Below are 22,882 nucleotides of genomic sequence, written 5' to 3' on the forward strand. Positions count from 1 at the left end.
CAACTCCGCAATTCATTTCAGGTCTAGAGCATGGACCTCTGATCGGGATCGGCCCAGCCCAGCTCTTCGACGACTTCCCTGGCCAGCGGCACCGAAGGCGCCCTGCCCGCTTCGGTCACCTTATCATTCAATTTCTCTATAAATATTTCGATTGCCTCATAGGAAAGTTCCAGACGGGGCACCAGATACTTAATGACCTCCGGGTCCAGCTTTAGGAAATAGCGCTCTGCCGCCGATTCCAGCCGCGCCATCAGCATTTTCTCGTCCGGCTCCCCGATCTCGATCACCGGAAGGGCCATCAGCCGCGATTTCAGGTCAGCCGATTGCGTCTGCCACTGGCTCGGATGGCGTTTGGACGTCAGCAGCACATGCCCGCCCTCGGCCGTCGCCGAATTGATCAGCGTCAACAAATTCTCGGACTTCCTGACCAGATCAGCATCATCCACCGCCACAAAGCCGGATGCGAGCGCCGCAAGGCCGCGCGATTTCAGCCGGGAAAACTCCTTGGCGACATGATAGCTGCCGCCAAATTCCTGGCACCAGGCCCGCGCCAGCACAGATAATCCGCAGCGCGGCGGTCCCAGCAGGCAGATCACCGGAAACGGCCAGCTCTGCGGCGCGCCCAGCACGGCCAACGCACTCTCATTCGCTTCCGTGACCAGAAGCGCGTCGAGCGTGGGTTCTTTTGCAGGAAAGCCGAGACTCAGCTGGCTCGGCTTTTGGGGCCTGTGAGGGGGTGCCGGGCTCACGGTTCCCCCGAGGATGAAACGGCAGACCGGACGATCCAGCCATAATCATTTTCGGACAGCGACACACCGCGTTGAAGCAGGTCATTCTGCAGGCGCGGTGGATCCCCGGCATAGGAGAACGCGACCAATGCGCCGTCACGGGCGATGGCTTCGATCCGGAATTCCGAAATCAGCGGTGAGCGCGCCAACGCGCCGCGCAGCGTGTTCCATTCGGCGAGCGAGGTATAGCGCACGCTTGCGGTGGCGGGCGTACGTTCCCCACTGCGAATAACCGAGGTCCGCTTCCAGTTCTCATCCAGCAGGCTGAGCATCGCCTCGACCGCGCCCTCAAGCGTCTGGGCGTAGGAGGTCGTCCCGACCGGTTCGGTCCCGGCAGCAGTCACCGTCGAGACCGTCACGCGCCATGCGCCATCGCTGCCTGACAAATCTGCGAGAATGCCGCGACGGGCGCCCAAGGCGGAGGCTTCCGGCGATATTTCCATCCAGTCGCTGAACGCGCTGTAACCGGGGCTGTTGGAGGTCACGAAAGGCGACAAGGTCTCATCGCGCCCAGTGCCGAGCGCTTCGCGCCAGGCCGCTTCCAGACCGGCAGAGGCGGCGAGCGGCACCAGCAGGCCCTTGGGGCCTTGCGTATCGACATAGGGCACCGACAGCGAGTCGAGGTGCGCGCGGACCATGCGCGGATTGTAGACCATCGCCAGCGTGCCCTTGTAACGACCGTTCCCGGCCGTCTCTTCCTGCACATCGACCGCTGCCGACAGGCGGTTGGCCAGTGCGGCGTCAATCGGGATGCCGCCTGCCGCCATGCGGTCATCCGCCAGGGTGATCCGGTCGATCAGGACGCGCGCCCCCTTGATCCGGGCCGAAGCCATCGCCCGTTCGCGCGCTTCAATCAGCGTGCTCGCGGATTCATCCACTTCGATATTCGAGATCGTGTAGACATCCCGCGTATCTGCGGAGGCGCCCAGCCCGAGGGCAACGAGGGCGAAAAGGGACGCAATAAGGATACGAATCATGGTCAACGGCCTCCGTGTAGACCTCTTGTAGCAAGCCAGAGCTGGGGCTGGAACCGCAAGCGGCACTGGCAGAGACGTTTTCCCCATGCTAACGCGCGAGTCATCATGAGCGATACATCCAAAACTCCCCTTTCCTACCGTGATGCCGGTGTCGACATTGAGGCAGGAGAAAGGCTGGTTGAGGCCATTGGCCCGCTGGCAAAGGCAACCGCACGCGCAGGCGTCATGGGCGGGCTCGGCGGCTTCGGCGCCCTCTTCGACCTGAAAGCCGCCGGCTATGAGGATCCGGTCCTCGTCTCCGGCACCGATGGCGTCGGCACCAAGCTGATGCTGGCCTTCGAGACAGGCATCCACAACACGGTCGGCATAGACCTCGTCGCCATGTGCGCCAATGACGTGCTCGCCCAAGGGGCTGAGCCGCTGTTTTTCCTAGACTATTTCGCGACCGGCAAGCTCGAAGCCGGCATCGCCGAAGCAGTCGTCGCGGGCATCGCCGAAGGCTGCCGCCAGTCCGGCTGCGCCCTTGTCGGCGGTGAAACGGCTGAAATGCCCGGCATGTACCCGCCCGGCCATTACGACCTCGCCGGATTCGTCGTCGGCGCCGTCGACCGCGCCAAGGTCCTGCCGCGCATGGGCGACATGGCCTCAGGCGACGTGCTGATCGGCATCGCCTCGTCCGGCCCGCATTCGAATGGCTATTCCCTGATCCGCCGCATCGTCGAGCGCGAGGGCCTCTCCTATGACGCCGCTTCGCCCTTCTCCGACGGCACGCTCGGCGAAGCGCTGCTGACCCCGACACGGCTTTATTCCGCAGCCGCCCTGCCGCTCATCAAGGGCAGCCTGATCAATGGCCTTGCCCACATCACCGGCGGCGGCCTGACGGAAAACACCCCGCGCATGTGCCCCGACCATCTCGTGCCCCGCATTGATAGAGACAGCTGGACCCCCGGCCCGGTCTTCCAGTGGTTGCAGGAGGCCGGCGGGGTCGAACTCGACGAGATGCACCGCACCTTCAATATGGGCATTGGCATGGTCTTCTCCGTCGAGCCGGACATGGCCGAGATCGTGATGAACCAGCTTAGCCTGATGGGGGAACAGCCGGTCATCCTTGGCGACCTCGCTCCGGCATGACCCGCCTGAGACTGGCCATCCTGATTTCCGGGCGCGGCTCCAACATGGAAGCCATCCTGGATGCGGCGCAGGACCCGGCCTATCCGGCCAAGCCCGTCCTTGTCCTGTCCAACCGGCCGGACGCCAAAGGGCTGGAGACGGCAAGAGCCGACGGCATTGCGACTGCCGCCATCGATCACAAGACCTATGGCAAGGACCGCGAAGCCTTTGAGCGCGCCATGCACGAACAGCTCACAGAGGCAGGCGTCGAAATCATCGCCCTTGCCGGGTTCATGCGCGTTCTGACACCCTGGTTCGTCGACAAATGGCAGGGCCGGATGGTCAACATCCACCCCTCCCTGCTGCCGAAATACAAGGGCCTCGACACGCACCAGCGCGCCCTCGACGCAGGCGACACCGAAGCCGGCTGTACCGTCCACTGGGTCAGCCCCGGTGTCGATGATGGCGAAATCATCCAGCAGGCCAGCCTGCCCATCCTGCCGGGCGACACCGCCGACAGCCTCGCCGCCCGCCTCCTGCCCGTCGAGCACCAGCTCTATCCGGAAGCACTTGCCAAGGCCTGCGCGGACATTCAGGCGCGGGCTTAGGCGCCGCCACCCACCTCACCATCTTTCGAATTCGTCGGACACGCAGCGCCAATATGCTGAACTGACGATGCCGGCCTTTTCCCTCTTCCAGCCCTTGCCGGGCCTGCCCTGGCATCTCCTGCTCATCTGGCCCCTGATCTTCTGGCGCATCCAGCGTCTGAGAGCATGGTTCCGGCAGGCCGGAGGCCCCGGCGCCCAAATACTCTGGGCCGTCACCCCGACAGGGCAGGTCGTCATCGTTCAGTTATCGGATGATCTCTGCGGACGCACACCTGCGCGTCCCGGTTTCGATTACCAGCCCTCACGAAGATTCCGCGAAGCGGTTCATGGCAAGTTGATCATCCTCACCCCCGATCCGTGTCCCCGGCGAATGCCGGGGCCTCCTGCAGCAAGAGATCCCGGCTTTCGCCAGGAATGCAGGCTCTATCACCTGCCGCGTCCGGACACATGACTCCGCCAGCCTTGAAGCTGATCTCGAAACTACCGGAAGGCCCCACCTGCCCGGCCGTTTGTGCTGCGCGCAACAAAAAGGACCCAACCTTGCGGCGGGCCCTCTCTGAATTCTCATTGCCCGAAGGCGTCGCCTTAGCCAGCAATGTCAGCTTCGGAGAAGAATTGCGCGATCTCGATCGCGGCATTCTCTTCGGAGTCCGAACCGTGCACGGTGTTTTCCCCGATGGATTTGGCGAACAGTTTGCGGATCGTGCCGTCAGCGGCTTCGGCCGGGTTCGTGGCGCCCATCACTTCGCGGTAGGCTGCGACAGCGTTTTCACCTTCGAGGACCTGAACAACGACCGGGCCGGAGGTCATGAATTCAACCAGCTCGCCGAAGAAAGGCCGCTCGCTGTGGACGCCGTAGAAACGCTCGGCCTGGGCCTGCGTCATCTGGATGCGGCGCTGGCCGATGATGCGGAGGCCGGCTTTCTCGATGACGGCGTTGACGGCGCCGGTCAGGTTACGCTCGGTGGCGTCGGGCTTGATGATGGAAAAAGTGCGCTGAACAGCCATGATGACATCCTGCTTGAAAGGGAAAAAAGGGTTCTGGCGCGGCCTATAGCGGGGCGGGCCCAGCGGGGCAAGCATCGAAGGCCGCTATTGCGCATGGGCCGCGACGGGCCTAGGGGCTGGGGCCTGATCTTTTCCAAGGACCCGACCCCAAGGACCCCATCCATGAGCGCGCTGCCTCCCTGCCCCAATTGCAATTCCGAATACACTTACGAAGACGCCGCACTGCTGATCTGTCCGGAATGCGGCCATGAATGGAGCCTGGAGGATACCAAAGCCGCCGAAGCGCCAGCCATCGTGGACTCCAACGGCACCCCGCTCGCAGACGGCGATACCGTTACCGTCATCAAAGATCTCAAGATCAAGGGATCGTCCTCGGTCGTCAAACGCGGCACCAAGGTCAAGAACATCCGCCTCGTCGACGGCGACCACGATATCGACTGCAAGATAGACGGCATCGGCCAAATGGGCCTGAAATCCGAATTCGTGAAAAAGGCCTGAAACTAAGTACTTGAATTCATCTTGCACTCAGAATCAACTTATAGGGGCGCCAAGTCCCATAATATGGGCCTGCATACTGGTGATAAATTGTCGATAGAGAAAATTTCTAATCCTATACTGTATTCAACGATTACAGCTGTCGCCTACTCAATAGGAGTTAAGTACTATGCCAATCGGCATTACATGTGGTGTACACCCTATTTCGGTTCCGATTTTACTTCTCCCCATTTTACTGTTCCTCCGAGTTCGTCACCACTAGAAATTTATAATATCATCAAGAACGAAATTGACGGGGCAGATGGTCACGGAACGAAAATAAAATTGAATCGAATGGGAATTCGTCGGGGGGCTGACGTCATGCAAAAAAGAGAAATGATCGATTCAGATGAGGTCCGCGAGATTTATGCGATCGCCGACAATGCGCCGCCCCATCAATTTCGGCCAATGCTTTGTATCATACCCCGTGTAGCAGCAATTCCGTACTACAAAAAAGTTGATATACTTGATCGGGCAAACCCACTTTCTTACGAATACATCGTTGCCGATGTCCCACAGTCCGAGTTTGATATTATCAGGATTGGCTAAGGATGATAGATATTTCATTATTACTTAAAGGGGTCGATGAAGCGACCGCGAGATCTGCACTGTACTATGCAGGTAGATACATCAAGCAAGCATCGGATTTTCAAAAATACTCTAAAGACATTTTTGAGGATGAAATCCGTAGTGCGCCTAGCGAGGAAGTCAAAAGGCTTACTTTGTATTTGATAAATGAAATTGAACTTCGAGCAGGGCAAGAAGCTAGAAACTTTACGGATGCCTTAATCGTCGAGCTACTTGACGATATTACAGCCGCCGAAGACAGTCTGGCTCGAACCTTCACAGACGACGAAATCGCCAAAGCCAACAGTTTTATCGAAACAATTGATCAATTTTTTCGTAAATAGTCGTCTTTCTTATCCTTTGAGATAGACTAGCCCGCTTCCTGCCAGCCGCCATTCGGCGTCTGCTGGAAATAGCGTGTCACCAGCCCGGCATCCTTGGCCGCCTTGAATTGCTGGCGCGCGAGCGATCGCGTGTCGTGATCGCCATCATCAAACATGACCATGCAGCGCGTATAAGGCGCATCGACCGGCGCCTTGGTGCCATCCATCAGGAACAGCGCGTCGGCCTTGTTCACATTGTCCGGCTTGCCTGACAGCAGGATCGGCTGGCGCGACGGATCGAGCCCCGGCGCTTCGGCCTGGCCATGCGGCAGGAAGGTCTTCTCGTCGAAGGTCCACAGGCTCGCATCCAGCGCCGCACGGCGCTCGACACTCGGGCTGACCGCCAGAACGCGCCACCCCGCATCGAGGCATTTCTGCATCAGCGGCGCCGCAGCCTGCTCCAGCGTGGTGCGGGAGAGATGGTAGAACCACCATTCAGGCTTCGGCGCCTCTGACATCACCTAGTTCTCGTAATTGTCTGCGATCCAGCGATCGAGCAGGCGCGGGCCGAAGCCAGACGCCCAGCTGACATCGAAGGCGGCTTTCTCGCCCTCGACCCAGGCGACGCCAGCGATATCGAGGTGCGCCCATTTCACGCCCTCTTTCACGAAGCGCTTCAGGAATTGCGCCGCCGTGATTGAGCCAGCGGCCCGGCCACCAATATTGCGCATGTCGGCAAATTTGGACTTCAGCAGTGAGTCATATTCCGGCCCGAGCGGCAGGCGCCAGACGCGCTCACCTTCGGTTTGGCCAGCTTTGGACAGTTCGTTCGCCAGGTCGTCGCTCTCGGTGAACAGGCCGGCATGATGATGGCCCAGCGAGATCACAATCGCGCCGGTCAGCGTGGCCAAGTCCACCATCGCCTTCGGCTTGAAATGCTCCTGCGCATACCAGAGCACGTCGCACAGAACGAGACGGCCTTCAGCATCGGTGTTCTGGACCTCGATGGTCTGGCCGGAAGCCGACTTCAGAATGTCGCCGGGACGGATTGCATCGCCATCCGGCATGTTCTCGACGAGCCCGACCAGACCGATCACATTGACCTTGGCCTTGCGTTCAGCGAGCGCCCGGATCGTGCCGGTTACAGCGGCCGCGCCGCCCATGTCTCCGCGCATGTCTTCCATGCCCGGTCCCGGCTTCAGCGAGATGCCGCCCGTATCGAAGCAGACGCCCTTGCCGATCAGGATTACCGGATCCTCGCCTTCGGCGCCGCCCATCCATTTCATGATGCCGAGCTGGCTTTCCTTCACACTGCCCTGGCCGACGCCGAGCATCGAATTCATGCCAAGCTTGGCAAGCTCAGCTTCACCCAGCACTTCGACCTGAACGCCATACTGGCCCAGTTCGCGGCACTTCTCTGCAAAGCTGGCCGGATAGAGGTCATTCGGCGGCATGTTGACGAGGTCACGCGCGAGCTTGGTGCCTTCACCGCCCGCATTCAGCGGAACGAATGCAGTTTCTGCGCCCGGAACGTCTTCAACAATGAACGTCACGCTCTCAAGGCTCGGCTTCTGGTCGTCCTTCAGCTTGGTGAAATAATTATCAAACCGGTAGCTGGCGAGCTTTGCGCCGAGCGCCATCCGGGCAGCATCATCAGCCGAGGCGGCATGAATGGCCAGGGATTTGAACCCGCTCGTGGCGTGTGACTTGAAGAGGTTTGCGCCCACGCCTTCAAGAACCCGCGCATCGCGCTTGTCGGTCTTGCCGGCGCCGATCAGCACCACGCGCCGGGCTTCGCTGCCCTTGGGCAGGACAATAAAGGCCTGCTGGTCTTTCTTGCCATTGAACCGGCTGCCCTGCATGGCTTCGGACAGCAAACCGCCCGCGCTCTCGTCCAGCCCGGCTGCGGCCTTTGGAAGATCGCCGTCCTCATCGACCAGAAAGGCAATGATGTCAGCCTTGGCACTCTCAGCGAATGTGATTTTCATGTGTGGATTCTCCATTTGCAGCGGAAACTAAACGTCGACGCGCGTTGCGCAACTCGTTAGCTAGGGAAATATCACCCCTTTCTGAAGGATTCTGCGAAAAGCCTGCTGATCGCCTTATGACCAAAGTCCAGACATACCTGTTTTTCGAAGTCCTGCGGGCTGTGGTCATCATCATTGGCGGGCTCGCCATGCTGGCCCTGCTGGCCCAGGGCCTGTCGCGTACCGACCTGATCCTCGAAAACCGCCAGTCTGCGATCACTTATTTCTATATTGTCATGTTGGGCGCACCGCAGATCATCGCACTGCTGACCCCGCTCGCCCTGTTTGTCGCCAGCGTCTGGTCGCTCAACCGCATCCACAAGGACAGCGAGATCGTCGTGGCGCAAGCCGCCGGCATGACGCGCTGGCAGATCGCCTCTCCCATTATGCGGCTCGCGGTGCTGTGCCTGGTCGCGCATCTGGCTGTGAACCTCTGGGTCCAGCCCATGGCCCAGCGCGCCATGCGGGAGACTGTGGCAACCGCCCGCGCCGATCTTGCCGCCGCCCTCATCCGGCCGGGACAGTTCACGTCCAATGGGGACCGGCTGACATTCTATGCGCGCGAACAGGCTGGCGGCGAACTCCGCGGCGTCCTGATCTCGGACATGACCGATCCGGAGAACCCCACCGACATTCTCGCACGCAGCGCTGCGCTGATCGAGGTTGAAGGCAGCCCGACTCTGCTGTTGCGAGATGCCACCAGCCAGCAGCTCGACGCCAACAACCAGCTGTCGATCCTTGAATTCGACCAATACCTGTTCGATCTGACCGACTTCATGAAAGAAGACTCCGATCTCGTCCTGAAGGCATCGGACAAGTATCTGTATGAATTGTTCTTCGTCGACCGAACCAATTATTTTGAACTGAAAGACGCGGACTCCCTGCTTGCCGAGGCCCACAGCCGCCTGACCACCCCCTTGCTGAACATTGTCATGACCTTGCTCGCCATCTTCGCCGTTCTGGGTGGGGATTTCAGCCGCAAGGGCTATACCAAACGGATCGCCTGGGCCACAGCTGGCGCGATTGGCGTCCTGATTGTCCAGTTGGTGCTTCAGTCTGCCGCCGCCAATGACCCGGCGCTGAACCTTCTCCAATGGCTCGCGCCGCTCAGCGTAATAGGCGCCTTCAGCTACATCTATTTCGCCCGGGGGCGCCATCTCGGCAAGATTGAGCGGCCGCCGCTTGAGCTGTTCCGCAACCCCACCGGATCGGCAAGCTGATGCCCCTGTTTTCGAAGATCCAGCGATACATCCTGAAAGAATGCCTCCAGGGTCTCGCCCTGGTGCTTGGCATCCTCCTGCTCGCCATTCTGATGATTGATGTCGTCGAACAACTCCGGACAGTGGGCGGCGATGTGCGCCTCAGTATTCTCGGCGCCGTTAACCTGTCCCTGATGAAGCTGCCCCAGATTGTCGAGCAGACCCTGCCCTTCGCGCTGCTGATCGCCTCCATGATGGCCTTTACCCGGCTCAATCGCCGGTCTGAACTCTCTATCATCCGGGCCAGCGGCATTTCCGCCTGGCGCTTCCTGACGCCGGTCATGGTGCTGGGTGTGGTCCTTGGCCTGTTCACCATGATGGTCCTGAACCCGTTCGCAGCGAAGCTGTCGGAATCCTTTGAACAGACCCGCGACCGCCTGCTGAATGAAGGCCGCCCGACCCTTTCGGTCTCTGATACCGGCATCTGGCTGCGCCAGGGCGACGAGACGAACCAGATCGTCATCCACGCCAAGCGGGTCGGCGAAGGCGGGGTGAACCTCCAGGATGTGAAGATGATCCAGGAAGAGCGCCTCTACGCAGATGGCCGCCCGACCAATGATTATGCCTTTGCGCGCCGGATCGATGCGGACAGCGCGATCCTCCGCGATGGCTTCTGGCAGCTGGAAGGCGTCATCGAGAACGTCCCGAACCAGCCCCCGGAATTCAAGGACAATCTCGCCATCCCCACCACGCTGGATGCGGTCACCCTGCTCGACAAGTTCGCTTCGCCAAACACAATCGGCTTCTGGCGTTTGCCGCATTTCGTCAACCAGACGCAGGCGGCAGGGCTGGATGCATCCCGCTACAAGATGCGCCTGAACGCCCTTATGGCCCTACCGGCGCTCTTCGTGGCGATGGCGCTGATCGGCGCGGTGGTCTGCCTGCGCCTCCAGCGCATGGGCGGAAATTCACAGCTTCTCGCCATCGGATCGTTGGCGGCGGTCGGGCTCTACTTCTTCACACAGTTCTCCTCCAGCCTTGGGGCGACGGGCGCTGCGCCCCCCGCCATCGCGGCATGGAGTCCGCCTCTGTTCGTGCTGTTCTGCACGCTCACCTTCATCGCCTATCGGGAAGACGGCTAATCACACCCCGGCCTTGACACGGCCCGTCTCCCGAGCCCATCTCTCGCCGCCTTAAAGAGGTAAGCGCATGAAACTTGTCGTCGTCGAGTCGCCCGCCAAGGCAAAAACCATCAATAAGTATCTGGGCAAGGACTATAAGGTCCTGGCGTCGTACGGCCATATCCGCGACCTGCCTTCGAAGAATGGTTCGGTCGACCCTGATAATGATTTCGAAATGGTCTGGGAGGCGGATTCCAAATCCTCCAAGCGCATCTCGGAAATCGCAGCGGCCTTGAAAGAGGCCGACACGCTGATCCTCGCAACCGACCCCGATCGCGAAGGCGAAGCCATCAGCTGGCACCTCGTCGAGGCCCTGCGCAAGCGCCGCGCCCTGAAGAAGGACACGCCGGTTGAGCGGGTCGTCTTCAACGCGATCACCAAGAACGCCGTCACCACCGCGATGGAGCATCCCCGCCAGATCGATGGCGAACTGGTCGATGCCTATCTCGCCCGCCGCGCGCTCGACTATCTGGTCGGCTTCAACCTGTCGCCGGTCCTGTGGCGCAAGCTGCCCGGCAGCCGCTCGGCTGGCCGCGTCCAGTCTGTAGCGCTGCGCATTGTCTGTGACCGCGAGAACGAAATTGAACTGTTCCGGCCGCAGGAATACTGGAATGTTGCCGCGAACCTCCGGGCCCCGGACGGCACGGATTTCGAAGCGCGCCTCTACAGCCTTGATGGCGAGACGCTGAAGAAGTTCACGCTCGGCAACAAGGGCGACGCCGACAAGGCGCTCGCAATCGTCCAGGGCGGCGGCTATTCCGTCACCTCGGTCGAGGCCAAGCCGGTCAAGCGTAACCCGCCCCCGCCCTTCATCACCTCGACGCTGCAGCAGGAAGCGTCCCGCAAGCTCGGATTCAACGCCAAGCGGACCATGCAGGCCGCCCAGAAGCTCTACGAAGAAGGCCGCATCACCTATATGCGGACCGACGGCGTGAATATGGCCGAAGAGGCCTATGTGGCCGCACGGTCGATGATCCAGTCGAACTATGGCGCGCGCTACCTGCCGGAAAAGACCCGCCGATATTCTTCCAAGGCCAAGAACGCCCAAGAAGCACACGAAGCCATCCGGCCAACCAATTTCGACCTGCGCCCGGAAGATTATCATGGCGATGGCGACCTGAAGAAACTCTATACGCTGGTCTGGCGCCGCGCGGTCGCCTCGCAGATGGAAACCGCCCGTTTCGAGCGCACGACCATCGACATGACCTCGAAAGACAAGCGCGCCGTCCTCCGGTCAACCGGCCAGGTCCTGGTGTTTGATGGTTATATCAAACTCTACACCGAAGGCCGCGACGAAGGCGATGATGGCGATGATGACGAGAACCGCCTGCCCAAGATGGAAGAAGGCCAGCATGCCGACCTGCTGAAGGCCGAAGCCAGCCAGCACTTCACGACGCCCCCGCCGCGCTTCACCGAAGCCTCGCTGGTCAAGAAGCTCGAAGAGCTCGGCATTGGCCGCCCGTCCACCTATGCCTCGACGCTCTCGACGCTGGAAGACCGCGACTATGTCCGCATCGAGAAGAAACAGCTGATCCCGGAAGACAAGGGCCGCCTTGTGACAGCGTTCCTCGAGAACTTCTTCCGGCGCTATGTCGAATATGACTTCACGGCGGGCCTCGAAGAGAAGCTCGACATCATTTCTGACGGCAAGCTCGACTGGAAAGCCTTCCTGAAGGAATTCTGGCAGCAATTCGCCGCCGACATTGATGAGACCAAAGACCTTCGCGTCTCGGCCGTGCTGGACGTGCTCAACGAAGAACTCGGCGCCTATGTGTTCCCGCGCCAGGATGCCGAAGGCAATCCGATCGAGAACCCTCGCCAATGCCCGCTCTGCAAGGAAGGCGAGCTGTCAATGAAGCTCGGCCGTTTTGGCGCCTTTGTCGGATGCTCGCGCCATCCCGAGTGCAAGTTCACCCGTCAGTTCAGCGCCGATGGCGACGCCGCCGCGGCGATCAACCCGGACGGCAACGAGCTGGGCCTGCACCCTGACACCGGCGAGATGATCTATCTCAAGACTGGCCGGTTCGGCCCTTATGTCGAAATGGCGAATGGCGAGAAGCCCAAGCGCGCTTCCCTGACCAAGGCCGAGAAGGAAAATCCGCAGGACATCACGCTCGACCGCGCCGTCGAACTGCTGATGTTGCCACGCGAAGTCGGTCGGCACCCGGAAGACAATGAACCGATCCTGGCGAATTTCGGCCGCTTCGGCCCCTATGTTCAGCATGGCAAGACCTATGCGAACCTCAAGGATCCCAACGACGTCTTCACCATCGGCCTCAATCATGCCGTCACGCTGATTGCCGACAAGCGCGCCAAACAGGGGGCCCGAGGAGGAGGCGCCGCGCTGAAATCCCTCGGCGATCATCCGGATGGCGGCGCCATCGAGGTCTTCGAAGGCCGCTACGGGCCATATGTGAAGCATGGCAAGACCAATGCGACTTTGCCCAAGGACGTGACGCCGGATGTGGTCACGCTGGAACAGGCCATCGAGCTGATCAACGCCAAGGCGACCAAGGGCGGCAAGAAGGCGCCTGCCAAGAAAAAAGCCCCCGCCAAGAAGAAGGCGCCGGCGAAGAAGAAAGCACCCGCCGCCAAAAAGGACTGATCTGGAATTGTACGAATTCAGTTAGGGGCCCCGCCGCAGCGGGGCAAGCCTCGGTTGCTCCAATCCCTATCGAGTGGTTTACTGTTAACGTATCGTTGGGTGCCGGTTTTTTGGCCATGTCCACCATTGAGAAATTCGCCTTTCTCGGAGCGGTGACGCTCGCTTCAGTCCTGATCGCACAGGAACTGGACAAGACCGCTATGCCTCCCGATACGGCCCTGACTGTCATTGAGGTCGTCGAAACGGAGCCGTCCGCCCCCGAGCCGGTCATTCCGCCGACCATCCTGTCGCTTGCGCCCAGCCCGGCTGGGTTTCTGGACAGGCTGACGGCCTGCAAGGGGCTTTCGCCCAGCTTCGGTTCCAATGTCGACAGGGATCTCGTCGTGACCGATTACAAACCTTTCGTGCTGGCGGAAGGCACGGTCCGGCTGGCCACCGCCCCCGTCGGCGGCGGATGCCTGTCATCGGTGTTCGGGCCAAGGAATGGCGGCGTGCACAAGGGTCTCGACTATTACAGCCAGGAGGCGGTGCCCGTCTTCGCCGCTGCGGACGGGGAAATACGCCGGCGACGATATCGCAGCGATTATGGCAACATGATCGTGCTGGATCATGGCCGCGGTGTCTTCACGCGCTATGCCCACCTCGAAAGCTTCGCAGACCCGGACGAAGGCGAGCGCGTCATTGCAGGGCAATATCTCGGCATGATGGGCAACACGGCGGGCTATCAGATCCCCCGCCACCTTCACTATGAGGTGCTGACCGGGAAATGGGGCGTACAGGCTGGGTCCTTCGCCCTTACACCAGTAGATGTGATGTCCCTGCCGGAAGCTGTCGAATGACCCTGAAATCGCGCGCTGCATAAAACCCCCGCGCATTTTTCCGCGAGTCCCCCTATATGGGCCGTATGAGTTTCCCAGATAAGAAAACAGTGCTCGATTTCATTCGAGACAATCCGAACGCAACGACCAAACAGGACATTGCCCGCGGCCTGCACGTAAAAGGCCGCGAGCGCGCCGTGCTGCGCGAAATCCTGAAGGAGTTGGAGGCCGATGGCACGCTGGAGCGGACAGGCAAACGTGCCTGGTCCCAAGCGGATCGGCCCCCTTCGACCGGCGTTGTCCAATTTACCCATACTGACGAGAATGGCGACCTGATCGGCAAGGCCCTCGGTGACAATGGCCCGTTTGGGCCGGACATCATCTATTCCGGCCTGTCCGGTAAACAGAAAGGCGAGGCCACCGAGCCCGGCGAAGGCGACCGCGCGCTGTGCAAGATCACCCAGGTCGATGGCGACTGGCAGGCCCGCGCGCTGACCGTGCTGGAAAAACAGCTGACCAATTCGCTCGTCGGCATGTATTCGCAAGGTCCGCGCGGCGGCAAGGTCACCCCGGCCAACCGCAAGGAACGCCGCGAATTCCTGATCCAGGAAGCCGACCGCAATGGCGCCGAGGATGGCGATCTCGTCATCACGACGCCAAAGCCACAAGGCCGCCGGCAATATGGTCCCAATCTCGGCGTGATCCGCGAAGTGATCGGCCATATCAGCGATCCCCGCTCGGCCAGCCTGTTGGCCATCCATGCCCACGGCATTCCGGTCGAGTTTCCGGAAGCCGCGCTGGAACAGGCCCGCAATCCGAAGCCTGCCCCCGCCGAACGTGAGGATCTGACGCAGATCCCGCTGATCACCATCGACCCGCATGATGCGCGCGACCATGATGATGCCGTGTATGCCGAACAGCTCGACGATGGCTGGCGCGTGATCGTCGCCATCGCGGACGTGGCCGCCTTCGTCACGCCGGATTCGCCGCTCGACCGCGAAGCCCTCAAGCGCGGCAACTCCACCTATTTCCCGGACCGCGTGGTGCCGATGCTGCCGTTTGAATTGTCGGCAGATGAATGCTCCCTGCGCGAGGGCGAGCTGCGCCGCTGCATGGCGGTGGAAATGATCTTCGACAAGTCGGGCTCCAAGCGCTCGCACCGCTTCATTCGCGGCATGATGAAGTCCGCAGCCAAGCTCTCCTATGAGGAGGCTCAGGCGGCGATTGACGGCAAGCCGGGCGGCAAAGCTGGCGACATGCTGGAAACCGTCCTGAAGCCGCTCTGGGGCGCCTATGCGGCACTCTCGAAGGCACGGGACGACCGTTCACCGCTGGACCTCGACCTGCCCGAGCGCCGTATCCTGTTTTCCAAGGATGGCGAAATCGAAGGCATCATCACCAAGGAACGCCTCGACGCGCACCGCCTGATCGAAGAATTCATGATCCAGGCAAACGTGGCTGCGGCTGAAACCCTGGAGAAGCAGAAAAGCCCGCTGATCTATCGGGTCCACGACACGCCGACGGATGCCAAGATCGCGGCCTTTGCGGAATTCCTGCAGACCATCGACATGAAATGGAATATCGGCCAGCGCCCGCAGACCGAGAATTTCAACCGCCTGCTGGGAGAGATCCGGGAAGGCGACTATGACCAGATGGTCACGCAAATGGTGCTGCGGACGCAGGCTCAGGCGATCTATTCGGAAGAGAATCTCGGCCATTTCGGCCTCAACCTCGTCCGGTATGCGCACTTTACTTCGCCCATCCGGCGTTATGCCGATCTGATCGTGCACCGCGCGCTGATCGCCTCGCTCGGGCTTGGCCCGGACGGCCTGTCCAAGGACATGTCGGTACGGCTGGAAGAAATGGCGCAACACATTTCCGATACCGAGCGCCGCTCCATGGCCGCCGAGCGCGAAGCGACCGACCGCTACCTCGCCATCTTCCTCGCAGACCGTGTCGGCAGCGAGTTCGAAGGGCGGATCACCGGCGTCACGGGCGCGGGCCTGTTCATCGCCCTTGCGGGCTCCGGCGCGGATGGGTTCGTGCCGATCTCGTCCATCTCGGATGATTACTGGGTGCTGGATGATGCCGCGATGCAGATCTATGCGCGCGGGTCAGGCAAGACCTATGGCCTCGGCCAGATCGTCCGCGTGAAGCTGAAAGAGGTCACACCCTTGCAGGGCGGCCTCCTGCTGGAAATGTTGTCCGAACCCATGCCGGCCCCGGAGGGCCGCCGGGAGGCCCGTCAGAGCCACAATACGGGCGGTGGTCGACCGCCTCGCCGGAAAACCGGTCCTGGCAAGCCCACCGGCAAGGGCCCTGGCAAAGGGAAGTTCAGCAAGAAGACGCTGCCCAAGCACAAGCGCAAGAGCCGGAAATAGCGTGGACATGAATTCGAATCCGCATTCAGATACGCTGATGGGCTCTGCGTTTGACAAGGAAGACGATGGCGATGTCATCGAGACTCGCAAGCGCAGCCCTCGCCCGAAAGATGCGGCAACCCTGATCCTGGTGCGCCGGGATGCGGCGCAACCCCGCGTCCTGATGGGCAAGCGGTCGGCCCGGCACGCCTTCATGCCGGACAAATATGTTTTTCCCGGCGGGCGTGTGGATCCACAGGACGGCAAGGCTGTCTCCTATTGTGAGTTTGCGCCCCAGCAGGAGCGCCTGCTGCGCATCCAGACCCGCCGGAAGCCACGCGCGTTCGGCCTGACGGCCATCCGTGAGACGTTTGAGGAGACCGGCCTGCTGGTCGCGCGAGAAGCCGAGATGCCGGAGCGCTATGTGGAGGGCTGGAAACGCTTCCACGCCCTCGATGCCGCGCCGCATCTTACGCCCCTGACCTTCATTGGCCGCGCCATTACGCCCCCCTATAGGCCGAAGCGATTCGATGCCCGATTCTTCATGGCGAATGCCGAAGAAGCCCTGATCGACGAGCGTCCACCTGTCGACGGCGCGGAATTGTCAGACCTGCAATGGGTGACACTGAAAGATGCGCTCGCGCTCGATCTGCCCAATGTTACCCGCTTCATGCTGGGGGAAATCGAGGAAAGACTGGACAAGCCGTCACTGAACCGCGGCCCGCCCTTCCTGCGCTGGACCCGTAGCGGACATTCGACCGACCGCCTCTAGCAGCAATGGCGCTTGACTTCCGACGCGCACATCGCCATTAAGCCGCTTTCCAGTTTCAGACGCTAACACAAGCGAGCATTCGTCATGGCCAAACCAGCCACCATCAAGATCCGCCTCAATTCGACGGCCGACACCGGTTTCTTCTACGTGACGAAGAAAAACCCACGCAACATGACCGAGAAAATGGTCAAGCGTAAGTACGACCCGGTTGCCAAGAAACACGTCGAGTTCAAAGAAGGCAAGATCAAGTAAGATCCTTGTTTTCATGCATTGTTTCGAAAAGCCCGCTCCACAAGAGCGGGTTTTTTGTTGCCTAGTCCTCCGGCACGCCATGATGCAGGTCACGCGTCTTGCGGATGCCGGGGAACAGGACTGACCACGCCGCCGCGACGCCCACCGCCGCGTAGCCGCCCGCCACGACCGTGAAGACGGCGCCCCATTTGGCGGCCATGAAACCAGCCCGAGCCTCGCCCAGCTCATTGGACGCCCCGAGGAAAATCGAATTCACTGCATTCACCCGCCCTCTCACCTGGTCGGGGGTCCAGAGCTGCAGCAGGATTTCGCGGATATAAACCGACACCATGTCGAATGCCCCGACAAAGACGAGCGCGACAATCGAGAGCCAGACGACATTCGAATAGCCGAACACGACGGTCGAAATACCGAACAACGCGACGGATATGAAAAGAATCAGGCCGGCATGATCCTTGATCGGAAACGCCGTGATGATCGCCAGCATGATCAGCGCGCCAATGCCGGGCGCCGCCCGCAACAAGCCAAGCCCCTCTTCACCGATCTCCAGAATGTCCCGCGCATAGATTGGCAGCAGGGCGACCGCACCGCCGAGCAATACAGCGAACAGATCGAGCGAGATCGCCCCCAGCACGACTTTCTGGTTGAAGACGTATTTGAAGCCCCCCAGCAGGACGCCGAGCGTGGTTGGTTCGCGTTCAATACGCTGGGGAGGCTTCGGTATGGAGAAGATGAGGATGGCCGCTACCGCGAACAGGCTGACAGCCGTTCCATAGGCAAACCCCGCCCCCACGCCATAGAGCAAACCACCCGCAACCGGCCCCAGGATCGACGCCGCCTGCCACGATGACGCCAACCAGCCGACGGCATTCGCGAAGTCCTCACGCGGCACCAGGTTGACGGCAAGGCTGGACGAAGCGGGCGTGTAAAATGCCCGGGCAACGCCAAACACCGTGAGCGTCGCGAGTACGACCAGCGGGTCGAACCGGCCCGTCAGCGCCAGCCCAAGGATCACCCCGGCGCACAGCAACTCCACACTGACCGACGCGCCCATGACGTTCCGGCGCCCCAGCCGGTCAGATGCTACGCCCGTGACAACGACCAGCAGCAAGGCCGGCAGGAACTGGACGAGGCCGATCCAGCCGAGCAGCGCCGCGTTCTGGGTGACATCATACATCTGCCACGCCACGGCGACGGAGACGATCTGCGCCGCAAGCGAGGTCATGAAGCGCGACAGGAAATATCTGCGATAGGAGGAATGGCGAAATGCCGAGAACCGGTCAGTCATGTGCAGCGCATTGGGGCGCACCGCCCGCCAAGTCAATCAGGCGGCAATACTTTCGACGCGGTTACGTCCGGCGGCCTTGGCCTGATAGAGGGCCGTGTCAGCGCGCTTGATCAGGTCTGCAATCGTGTCACTGGCACCTCTGATGGTCGAAACCCCGGCGCTCAGCGTGATCGAAATCTCACGCGCGCCGCCACTCACCACAAATGGCTCTGCGGCGACCGACCGGCGGATTCGCTCCGCCGCGGCGCAGGCCAGATCGCCCGGCGTATCCGGCATGATGACCATGAATTCTTCGCCGCCCGGACGGCAGACCACATCCATTACCCGGCTATTGGTCTTCAGGCGCTTGGCCATCTCCTGAAGCACTTCGTCACCTGCATCATGGCCATAGGTATCGTTCACCGCCTTGAAATGGTCGATGTCGGCCATGAGCACGGAGACAGGACGCCCGCCCATCAGAGAGCGCTGCATCAGCTGTTCCAGCTGGTTGTTCATGTAACGACGGTTATAGAGCCCTGTCAGCTGGTCGATGACGGACAGTTCGAGACCGCGATCCACACGATCCCTCAGCATTTCGATATAGCGGGTACGGCGCGCCTGCGTGCGAACCCGAGCCAGCAATTCCTGTTTCTCGATGGGCGCGAAGATCACGTCGCTCGCGCCGAGATCCAACCCCTTGCCGGCGCGCTGGCGATCATCCGGGTCGCAGATCAGCAGAATCGATATCGAGCGGGTCGCCTCATTCATCTTGAAGTGTGCGCAGAGCTTCAGCGCATCATACCGGTCGCTGAGCATGGACAGGACGAGAATGTCCACGCCGAGTTCGTTCAGTCCCTTCATCCCTCCAGCTTCCAGCAGGGTGATCGCGGTGTGGCCACCGGACCGCAATGTGTCAGCAATGCGCGTTGACGTTCTTGGATTGTCATCCACCACGAACAGACGTGCAGGCTGGTCCTTCACATGAACGCCGTCGCCCCCGTCGATGCCGGCGCGCAAACCGCTGGCCTGGCGCTGGCGCAGCTCCGAGGCAACCGCATTGTAGCGGGTCAGCGCCCCCATACGGGCCATCAGGGCAAAATCATCGACCGGCTTGGTGAGGAAGTCCTCTGCGCCGACCTCGAGGCCCCGGACACGGTCTTCCACATCATTCAGGGCTGTCACCATGACGACCGGGATATGATTTGTGGCGGGATTTTCCTTCAGGCGGCGACAGACTTCATAGCCATCCATGCCGGGCATCATGACGTCCAGCAGGATAATATCCGGCTCGCTCCGCTCTACCATACTCAGCGCTTCGATGCCGTTTTCTGCCAACATCACTGTATAGTATTGCGCTTCCAGCTTGGCCTGCAGCAGGCGCCGGTTGGCTTCGATGTCATCTACGACAAGGACGCGCGCTGTCACGCTGCCTCCTTGGGCATCAACGCCTCAACCGCCTTGATGAATGTTGCAATCTGGATGGGCTTGGAAAGGTATCCCTCACAGCCCGCCTCCCGAACGCGCTGTTCGTCGGCGCGCATCGCAAAGGCGGTTACCGCCAGCACCGGAATATGAGCAACCTTGTCGTCGTCCTTGAGCCAGCGTGTGATGTCGAGGCCTGAGACCTCCGGTAACTGGATATCCATGATGATGAGATCGGGCAGTTCCTGACGCGCAATCTCGACGGCTTTCGCACCGTCCCGGCATTGAAAGGTTTCGAAGCCGAAGGCATCCAACAAGTCGCAGAAAAGGCGCATGTTGAGTTCGTTATCCTCAACAACCAGAACTTTCCTGGTGTGCGACTTCGTCATGATACGGTTTTTGCCTGTGATTCGGGCCGATTCTAAGAGCTCTTTTGCCAGCTACACCCCAAATCGTTAACACTGGTTTACGTCTTTACACGCCATTGATTGCGGCCAACGACAGAACATGGCATGAACATGGAGCTATGTTCACGCTCTGTCGAGACTGCTTTCATCTTTCAGAAGACGACAGCGACGCCTGCTCTCGCTGCGGACGGCATCGTGTAATCCGCAACAAACACATCACAACGCTGGCGATTGCTCATCTCGATTGCGATGCTTTCTTCGCAGCCATCGAAAAACGCGACGATCCCTCCCTTAAAGACCGGCCGGTCATTGTGGGCGGCGGAAAAAGGGGGGTCGTCTCCACATGTTGTTATATCGCTCGTCTCTATGGTGTGCGCTCGGCCATGCCGATGTTCAAGGCGCTGAAGGCCTGCCCGGACGCCGTCGTGATCAAGCCGAATGGCGAAAAGTACCGGCTCGCCGCCCACCAGATGCGCGAGAAGATGCAGGCGCTGACCCCCATGATCCAGCCCGTTTCGGTGGATGAGGCCTATCTTGATCTCAGCGGCACGGGCACCCTCCACAAGGCACCCCCGGCCGTGTCTCTCGTCCGGCTCGCCGCTGAGATCGAACGGGATATCGGGATCACCGTCTCGATTGGCCTGTCGACCAACAAATTTCTGGCCAAGACCGCGAGCGAATTGGACAAGCCGAGAGGGTTCGCCGTCATCGGCGCAGACGAAGCCGAAGCCCTGCTCGCACCGAGGCCCGTTGGGTTCATTCATGGCGTAGGCCCGAAACTGGCCCAGAAACTGATCCGCGATGGGTACGACACGATAGAAGACCTCCAGAAGGCAGAGTTGAAGCAACTGATCGGCCGCTATGGCGAAACGGGCATGTGGCTGAAGAATCGGGCGCATGGCATCGACAACCGGCCGGTCCGAAATGATGAGGAGCGCAAATCGGTCAGTTCCGAGACCACGTTCAATGACGACGTGTCAGATCCGGCCTGGCTCGAAGACCAGCTCTGGCGCCTCTGTGTGAAGACCGCAGACCGCGCCAAGGCCACGGGGCTCGTGGGCAATGTCATCACGCTCAAACTCAAGACCGCCGAGTTCCGGACCCTGACGCGGCGCATGTCCCTGTCAGAGCCCACACAGCTGGCCCAGACCCTGTTCCGGAATGCCAAAGTGCTGCTGGCCAAGGAAACCAATGGCCGGACGCGCTTCCGTCTCATCGGAGTCGGCATTTCGGACCTGTCAGAGCATCGCTCGGACGCTGTCGACCTGCTCGACCCTCTCGTCGCGAAGCGTGCGGCGGCAGAGCGTGCATCGGACCTCGCCCGCCAGAAATTCGGTGCCGATGCCGTGATCACAGGCCGGTCGGCGCGGGTGAAGACCGCGCCCCAATGAACGGCGTTTGCGCCCCGCCCCTTGGCGGTCTAGGGAAAACGAAACGCCATTTCCAAGGAGCACGCCATGTCGACCCCCGAAACCCGTCTTGATGAACTCGGCATCGAACTGCCGGAGCCGATGAAGCCGGTCGCCACCTATGTCCCCTATGTCATCAGCGGCAACATGCTGTTCGTGTCCGGTCAGGTCAGCGCGTCAGCTGACGGCCTCATCAAGGGACGCCTCGGCGAGAACATGGAACTCTCCGCAGGCCAGCAGGCCGCCCGCTTCTGTGGCATCAATCTGATCGCCCAGTGCAAGGCTGCCATTGGCGACCTGTCCCGCATCAAGCGCGTGGTGAAGCTCGGTGGCTTCGTGAACGTTGCGCCTGGCTTCACCGACATTCCGCAAGTCATCAATGGCTGTTCAGACCTGATGGTCGACGTGTTCGGGGAGGCTGGCCGGCATGCTCGCTCGGCTGTCTCCTGCCCTGAGCTGCCGCTCGGCGTGGCGGTGGAAGTCGATGGTATCTTCGAGCTCGCTGACTAAATGGCCCGGCGCTTCGTCCTCACGAACTTCCTCTACGCCCATCGCGGCCTGTGGACGGGACGGGAAACGCCTGAGAACACAATCGCCGCATTCGAGGCGGCGGCGAAGCTTGGCCTCGGCATGGAGTTCGACATCCGCCCGGCATCAGATGGCGAACTCGTGGTATTCCATGACCAGACGCTGGAGCGCATGGCGGGTCACCCGGACCGGGTCGAGGATCTTGGATCGAAGGATCTGCAGGATATTGTGATTGCGGGGGAACATGGACTGCCCACTTTCGCGCTATTGCTCGCATCCTGGCCGCATGATCTGCCCCTGCTGACCGAGATGAAGTTGGACGGACGCACCGATCCGGCAGAGCTCGGGCGACGGACCGGAGACATGTTGCTGGAATATACCGGCCTTGCTGCTGCCATGAGTTTCTCGGAAGAGGCCGTCCGCGCCCTACCCCCTGACATGATGCGGGGCCAGCTGATTGACGCCTCTCACAAGATTGGCGCGGCGGCGTTCAATGACATTCTGCAACGCGCCCTGTCAGACGGCATGGACTATGTCGCGATCAACATTTCGGATGTGGACGGCATCCGCAAGCACGTGCCCGAGGACTATCCTCTTGTGACCTGGACTGTTCGTTCCCTGGAAGAAGTCCGCCATGCCGCGCATGAAAATGTGGCCATCATCTTCGAACATCTCGATCCGGGACTGGTTTCTGCTTACGCCATGCCCTAGATTCAGGGC

24 protein-coding genes are annotated in these 22,882 nt (G+C 60.8%); 16 read left to right on the forward strand and 8 right to left on the reverse strand.

Translation table 11 applies throughout. From position 1 onward, the window contains the following. Positions 1-23 precede the first annotated feature (23 nt). The gene (locus V7660_RS06620; RefSeq protein WP_335602335.1) at positions 24-749 is read right to left on the reverse strand and encodes a DnaA ATPase domain-containing protein; all 726 of its coding nucleotides are present in this window, start codon (positions 747-749) and stop codon (positions 24-26) included. Continuing rightward, entirely contained in the window at positions 746-1,765 is a 1,020-nt protein-coding gene (locus V7660_RS06625) for a hypothetical protein (RefSeq protein ID WP_335602336.1), read from the reverse strand. Before V7660_RS06625 ends, V7660_RS06620 begins: the two co-directional genes overlap by 4 nt. Before the next feature lie 105 nt (positions 1,766-1,870). Here V7660_RS06625 and purM point away from each other — a divergent pair, with 105 nt between their 5' ends. From purM to V7660_RS06640, 3 genes are all read left to right on the forward strand, one after another. Continuing rightward, positions 1,871-2,896, forward strand: coding sequence for a phosphoribosylformylglycinamidine cyclo-ligase (gene purM, locus V7660_RS06630; RefSeq protein ID WP_335602337.1), 1,026 nt, complete (start codon positions 1,871-1,873; stop codon positions 2,894-2,896). Beyond that, on the forward strand, positions 2,893-3,483 hold the full coding sequence (gene purN, locus V7660_RS06635; RefSeq protein WP_335602338.1) for a phosphoribosylglycinamide formyltransferase: 591 nt from the start codon (positions 2,893-2,895) through the stop codon (positions 3,481-3,483). The genes purM and purN overlap by 4 nt, the downstream gene beginning before the upstream one ends. Positions 3,484-3,550: 67 nt before the next feature. Then, positions 3,551-3,934, forward strand: coding sequence for a hypothetical protein (locus V7660_RS06640; RefSeq protein WP_335602339.1), 384 nt, complete (start codon positions 3,551-3,553; stop codon positions 3,932-3,934). A gap of 134 nt (positions 3,935-4,068) precedes the next feature. Here V7660_RS06640 and ndk read toward each other — a convergent pair whose 3' ends face one another. Then, on the reverse strand, positions 4,069-4,491 hold the full coding sequence (gene ndk / locus V7660_RS06645) for a nucleoside-diphosphate kinase (protein ID WP_034814231.1): 423 nt from the start codon (positions 4,489-4,491) through the stop codon (positions 4,069-4,071). 162 nt (positions 4,492-4,653) lie between these two features. Here ndk and V7660_RS06650 point away from each other — a divergent pair, with 162 nt between their 5' ends. From V7660_RS06650 to V7660_RS06660, 3 genes are all read left to right on the forward strand, one after another. Continuing rightward, positions 4,654-4,989 (forward strand): zinc ribbon domain-containing protein YjdM, encoded by a 336-nt coding sequence (locus tag V7660_RS06650; protein WP_335602340.1) that lies wholly within the window; start codon positions 4,654-4,656, stop codon positions 4,987-4,989. 63 nt (positions 4,990-5,052) lie between these two features. Further along, positions 5,053-5,574: a hypothetical protein gene (locus V7660_RS06655; RefSeq protein WP_335602341.1), complete on the forward strand. Its 522-nt coding sequence runs from the start codon at positions 5,053-5,055 to the stop codon at positions 5,572-5,574. A 2-nt stretch (positions 5,575-5,576) separates the two neighbouring features. Beyond that, complete coding sequence (locus V7660_RS06660; RefSeq protein WP_335602342.1) at positions 5,577-5,936, forward strand: hypothetical protein; 360 nt, start codon at positions 5,577-5,579, stop codon at positions 5,934-5,936. A gap of 26 nt (positions 5,937-5,962) precedes the next feature. Here the strand turns inward: V7660_RS06660 and V7660_RS06665 are convergent, their stop codons facing one another. Next, on the reverse strand, positions 5,963-6,433 hold the full coding sequence (locus V7660_RS06665; protein WP_335602343.1) for a DNA polymerase III subunit chi: 471 nt from the start codon (positions 6,431-6,433) through the stop codon (positions 5,963-5,965). 3 nt (positions 6,434-6,436) lie between these two features. Further along, the gene (locus V7660_RS06670) at positions 6,437-7,903 is read right to left on the reverse strand and encodes a leucyl aminopeptidase (protein ID WP_335602344.1); all 1,467 of its coding nucleotides are present in this window, start codon (positions 7,901-7,903) and stop codon (positions 6,437-6,439) included. A 116-nt stretch (positions 7,904-8,019) separates the two neighbouring features. Between V7660_RS06670 and V7660_RS06675 the strand changes: the two genes are divergently transcribed. The 7 genes from V7660_RS06675 to rpmG all read left to right on the forward strand — a co-directional run bounded on the left by V7660_RS06675 (position 8,020) and on the right by rpmG (position 17,129). Then, positions 8,020-9,162 (forward strand): LptF/LptG family permease, encoded by a 1,143-nt coding sequence (locus V7660_RS06675; protein ID WP_335602345.1) that lies wholly within the window; start codon positions 8,020-8,022, stop codon positions 9,160-9,162. Next, positions 9,162-10,283 (forward strand): LPS export ABC transporter permease LptG, encoded by a 1,122-nt coding sequence (lptG, locus tag V7660_RS06680; protein ID WP_335602346.1) that lies wholly within the window; start codon positions 9,162-9,164, stop codon positions 10,281-10,283. Before V7660_RS06675 ends, lptG begins: the two co-directional genes overlap by 1 nt. Positions 10,284-10,350: 67 nt before the next feature. Further along, positions 10,351-12,927: a type I DNA topoisomerase gene (gene topA / locus V7660_RS06685; protein WP_335602347.1), complete on the forward strand. Its 2,577-nt coding sequence runs from the start codon at positions 10,351-10,353 to the stop codon at positions 12,925-12,927. A 116-nt stretch (positions 12,928-13,043) separates the two neighbouring features. Next, positions 13,044-13,766, forward strand: coding sequence for a M23 family metallopeptidase (locus V7660_RS06690; protein ID WP_335602348.1), 723 nt, complete (start codon positions 13,044-13,046; stop codon positions 13,764-13,766). 65 nt (positions 13,767-13,831) lie between these two features. Continuing rightward, on the forward strand, positions 13,832-16,126 hold the full coding sequence (rnr, locus tag V7660_RS06695) for a ribonuclease R (protein ID WP_335602349.1): 2,295 nt from the start codon (positions 13,832-13,834) through the stop codon (positions 16,124-16,126). Between the two features lie 7 nt (positions 16,127-16,133). After that, positions 16,134-16,877, forward strand: coding sequence for an NUDIX hydrolase (locus V7660_RS06700; RefSeq protein ID WP_335602350.1), 744 nt, complete (start codon positions 16,134-16,136; stop codon positions 16,875-16,877). Positions 16,878-16,961: 84 nt separating this feature from the next. Further along, positions 16,962-17,129: a 50S ribosomal protein L33 gene (rpmG, locus tag V7660_RS06705; protein WP_034789743.1), complete on the forward strand. Its 168-nt coding sequence runs from the start codon at positions 16,962-16,964 to the stop codon at positions 17,127-17,129. 61 nt (positions 17,130-17,190) lie between these two features. Here rpmG and V7660_RS06710 read toward each other — a convergent pair whose 3' ends face one another. Genes V7660_RS06710 through V7660_RS06720 form a run of 3 tightly spaced genes read right to left on the reverse strand, consistent with a single transcriptional unit; the run spans position 17,191 to position 20,207 of the window. Further along, positions 17,191-18,417, reverse strand: a complete 1,227-nt coding sequence (locus tag V7660_RS06710) for an MFS transporter (protein WP_335602351.1) — start codon at positions 18,415-18,417, stop codon at positions 17,191-17,193. Between the two features lie 36 nt (positions 18,418-18,453). Further along, positions 18,454-19,821: a PleD family two-component system response regulator gene (locus V7660_RS06715; RefSeq protein ID WP_335602352.1), complete on the reverse strand. Its 1,368-nt coding sequence runs from the start codon at positions 19,819-19,821 to the stop codon at positions 18,454-18,456. After that, complete coding sequence (locus tag V7660_RS06720; protein ID WP_034813323.1) at positions 19,818-20,207, reverse strand: response regulator; 390 nt, start codon at positions 20,205-20,207, stop codon at positions 19,818-19,820. Before V7660_RS06720 ends, V7660_RS06715 begins: the two co-directional genes overlap by 4 nt. Before the next feature lie 137 nt (positions 20,208-20,344). Here V7660_RS06720 and V7660_RS06725 point away from each other — a divergent pair, with 137 nt between their 5' ends. The 3 genes from V7660_RS06725 (at position 20,345) to V7660_RS06735 (ending at position 22,873) form a co-directional block, all read left to right on the forward strand. Next, a complete protein-coding gene (locus V7660_RS06725; protein ID WP_335602353.1) occupies positions 20,345-21,616 on the forward strand; it encodes a DNA polymerase IV in 1,272 nt (423 codons plus the stop codon). Positions 21,617-21,682: 66 nt separating this feature from the next. Further along, positions 21,683-22,144, forward strand: a complete 462-nt coding sequence (locus tag V7660_RS06730) for a RidA family protein (protein WP_335602354.1) — start codon at positions 21,683-21,685, stop codon at positions 22,142-22,144. Next, positions 22,145-22,873 carry a glycerophosphodiester phosphodiesterase family protein gene (locus V7660_RS06735; RefSeq protein ID WP_335602355.1) on the forward strand — a complete coding sequence of 243 codons (729 nt, stop codon included), beginning with the start codon at positions 22,145-22,147 and terminating at the stop codon, positions 22,871-22,873. Positions 22,874-22,882 lie beyond the last annotated feature (9 nt).

It is taken from the genome of Hyphomonas sp., from assembly GCF_036964145.1.
GTDB lineage: Bacteria > Pseudomonadota > Alphaproteobacteria > Caulobacterales > Hyphomonadaceae > Hyphomonas.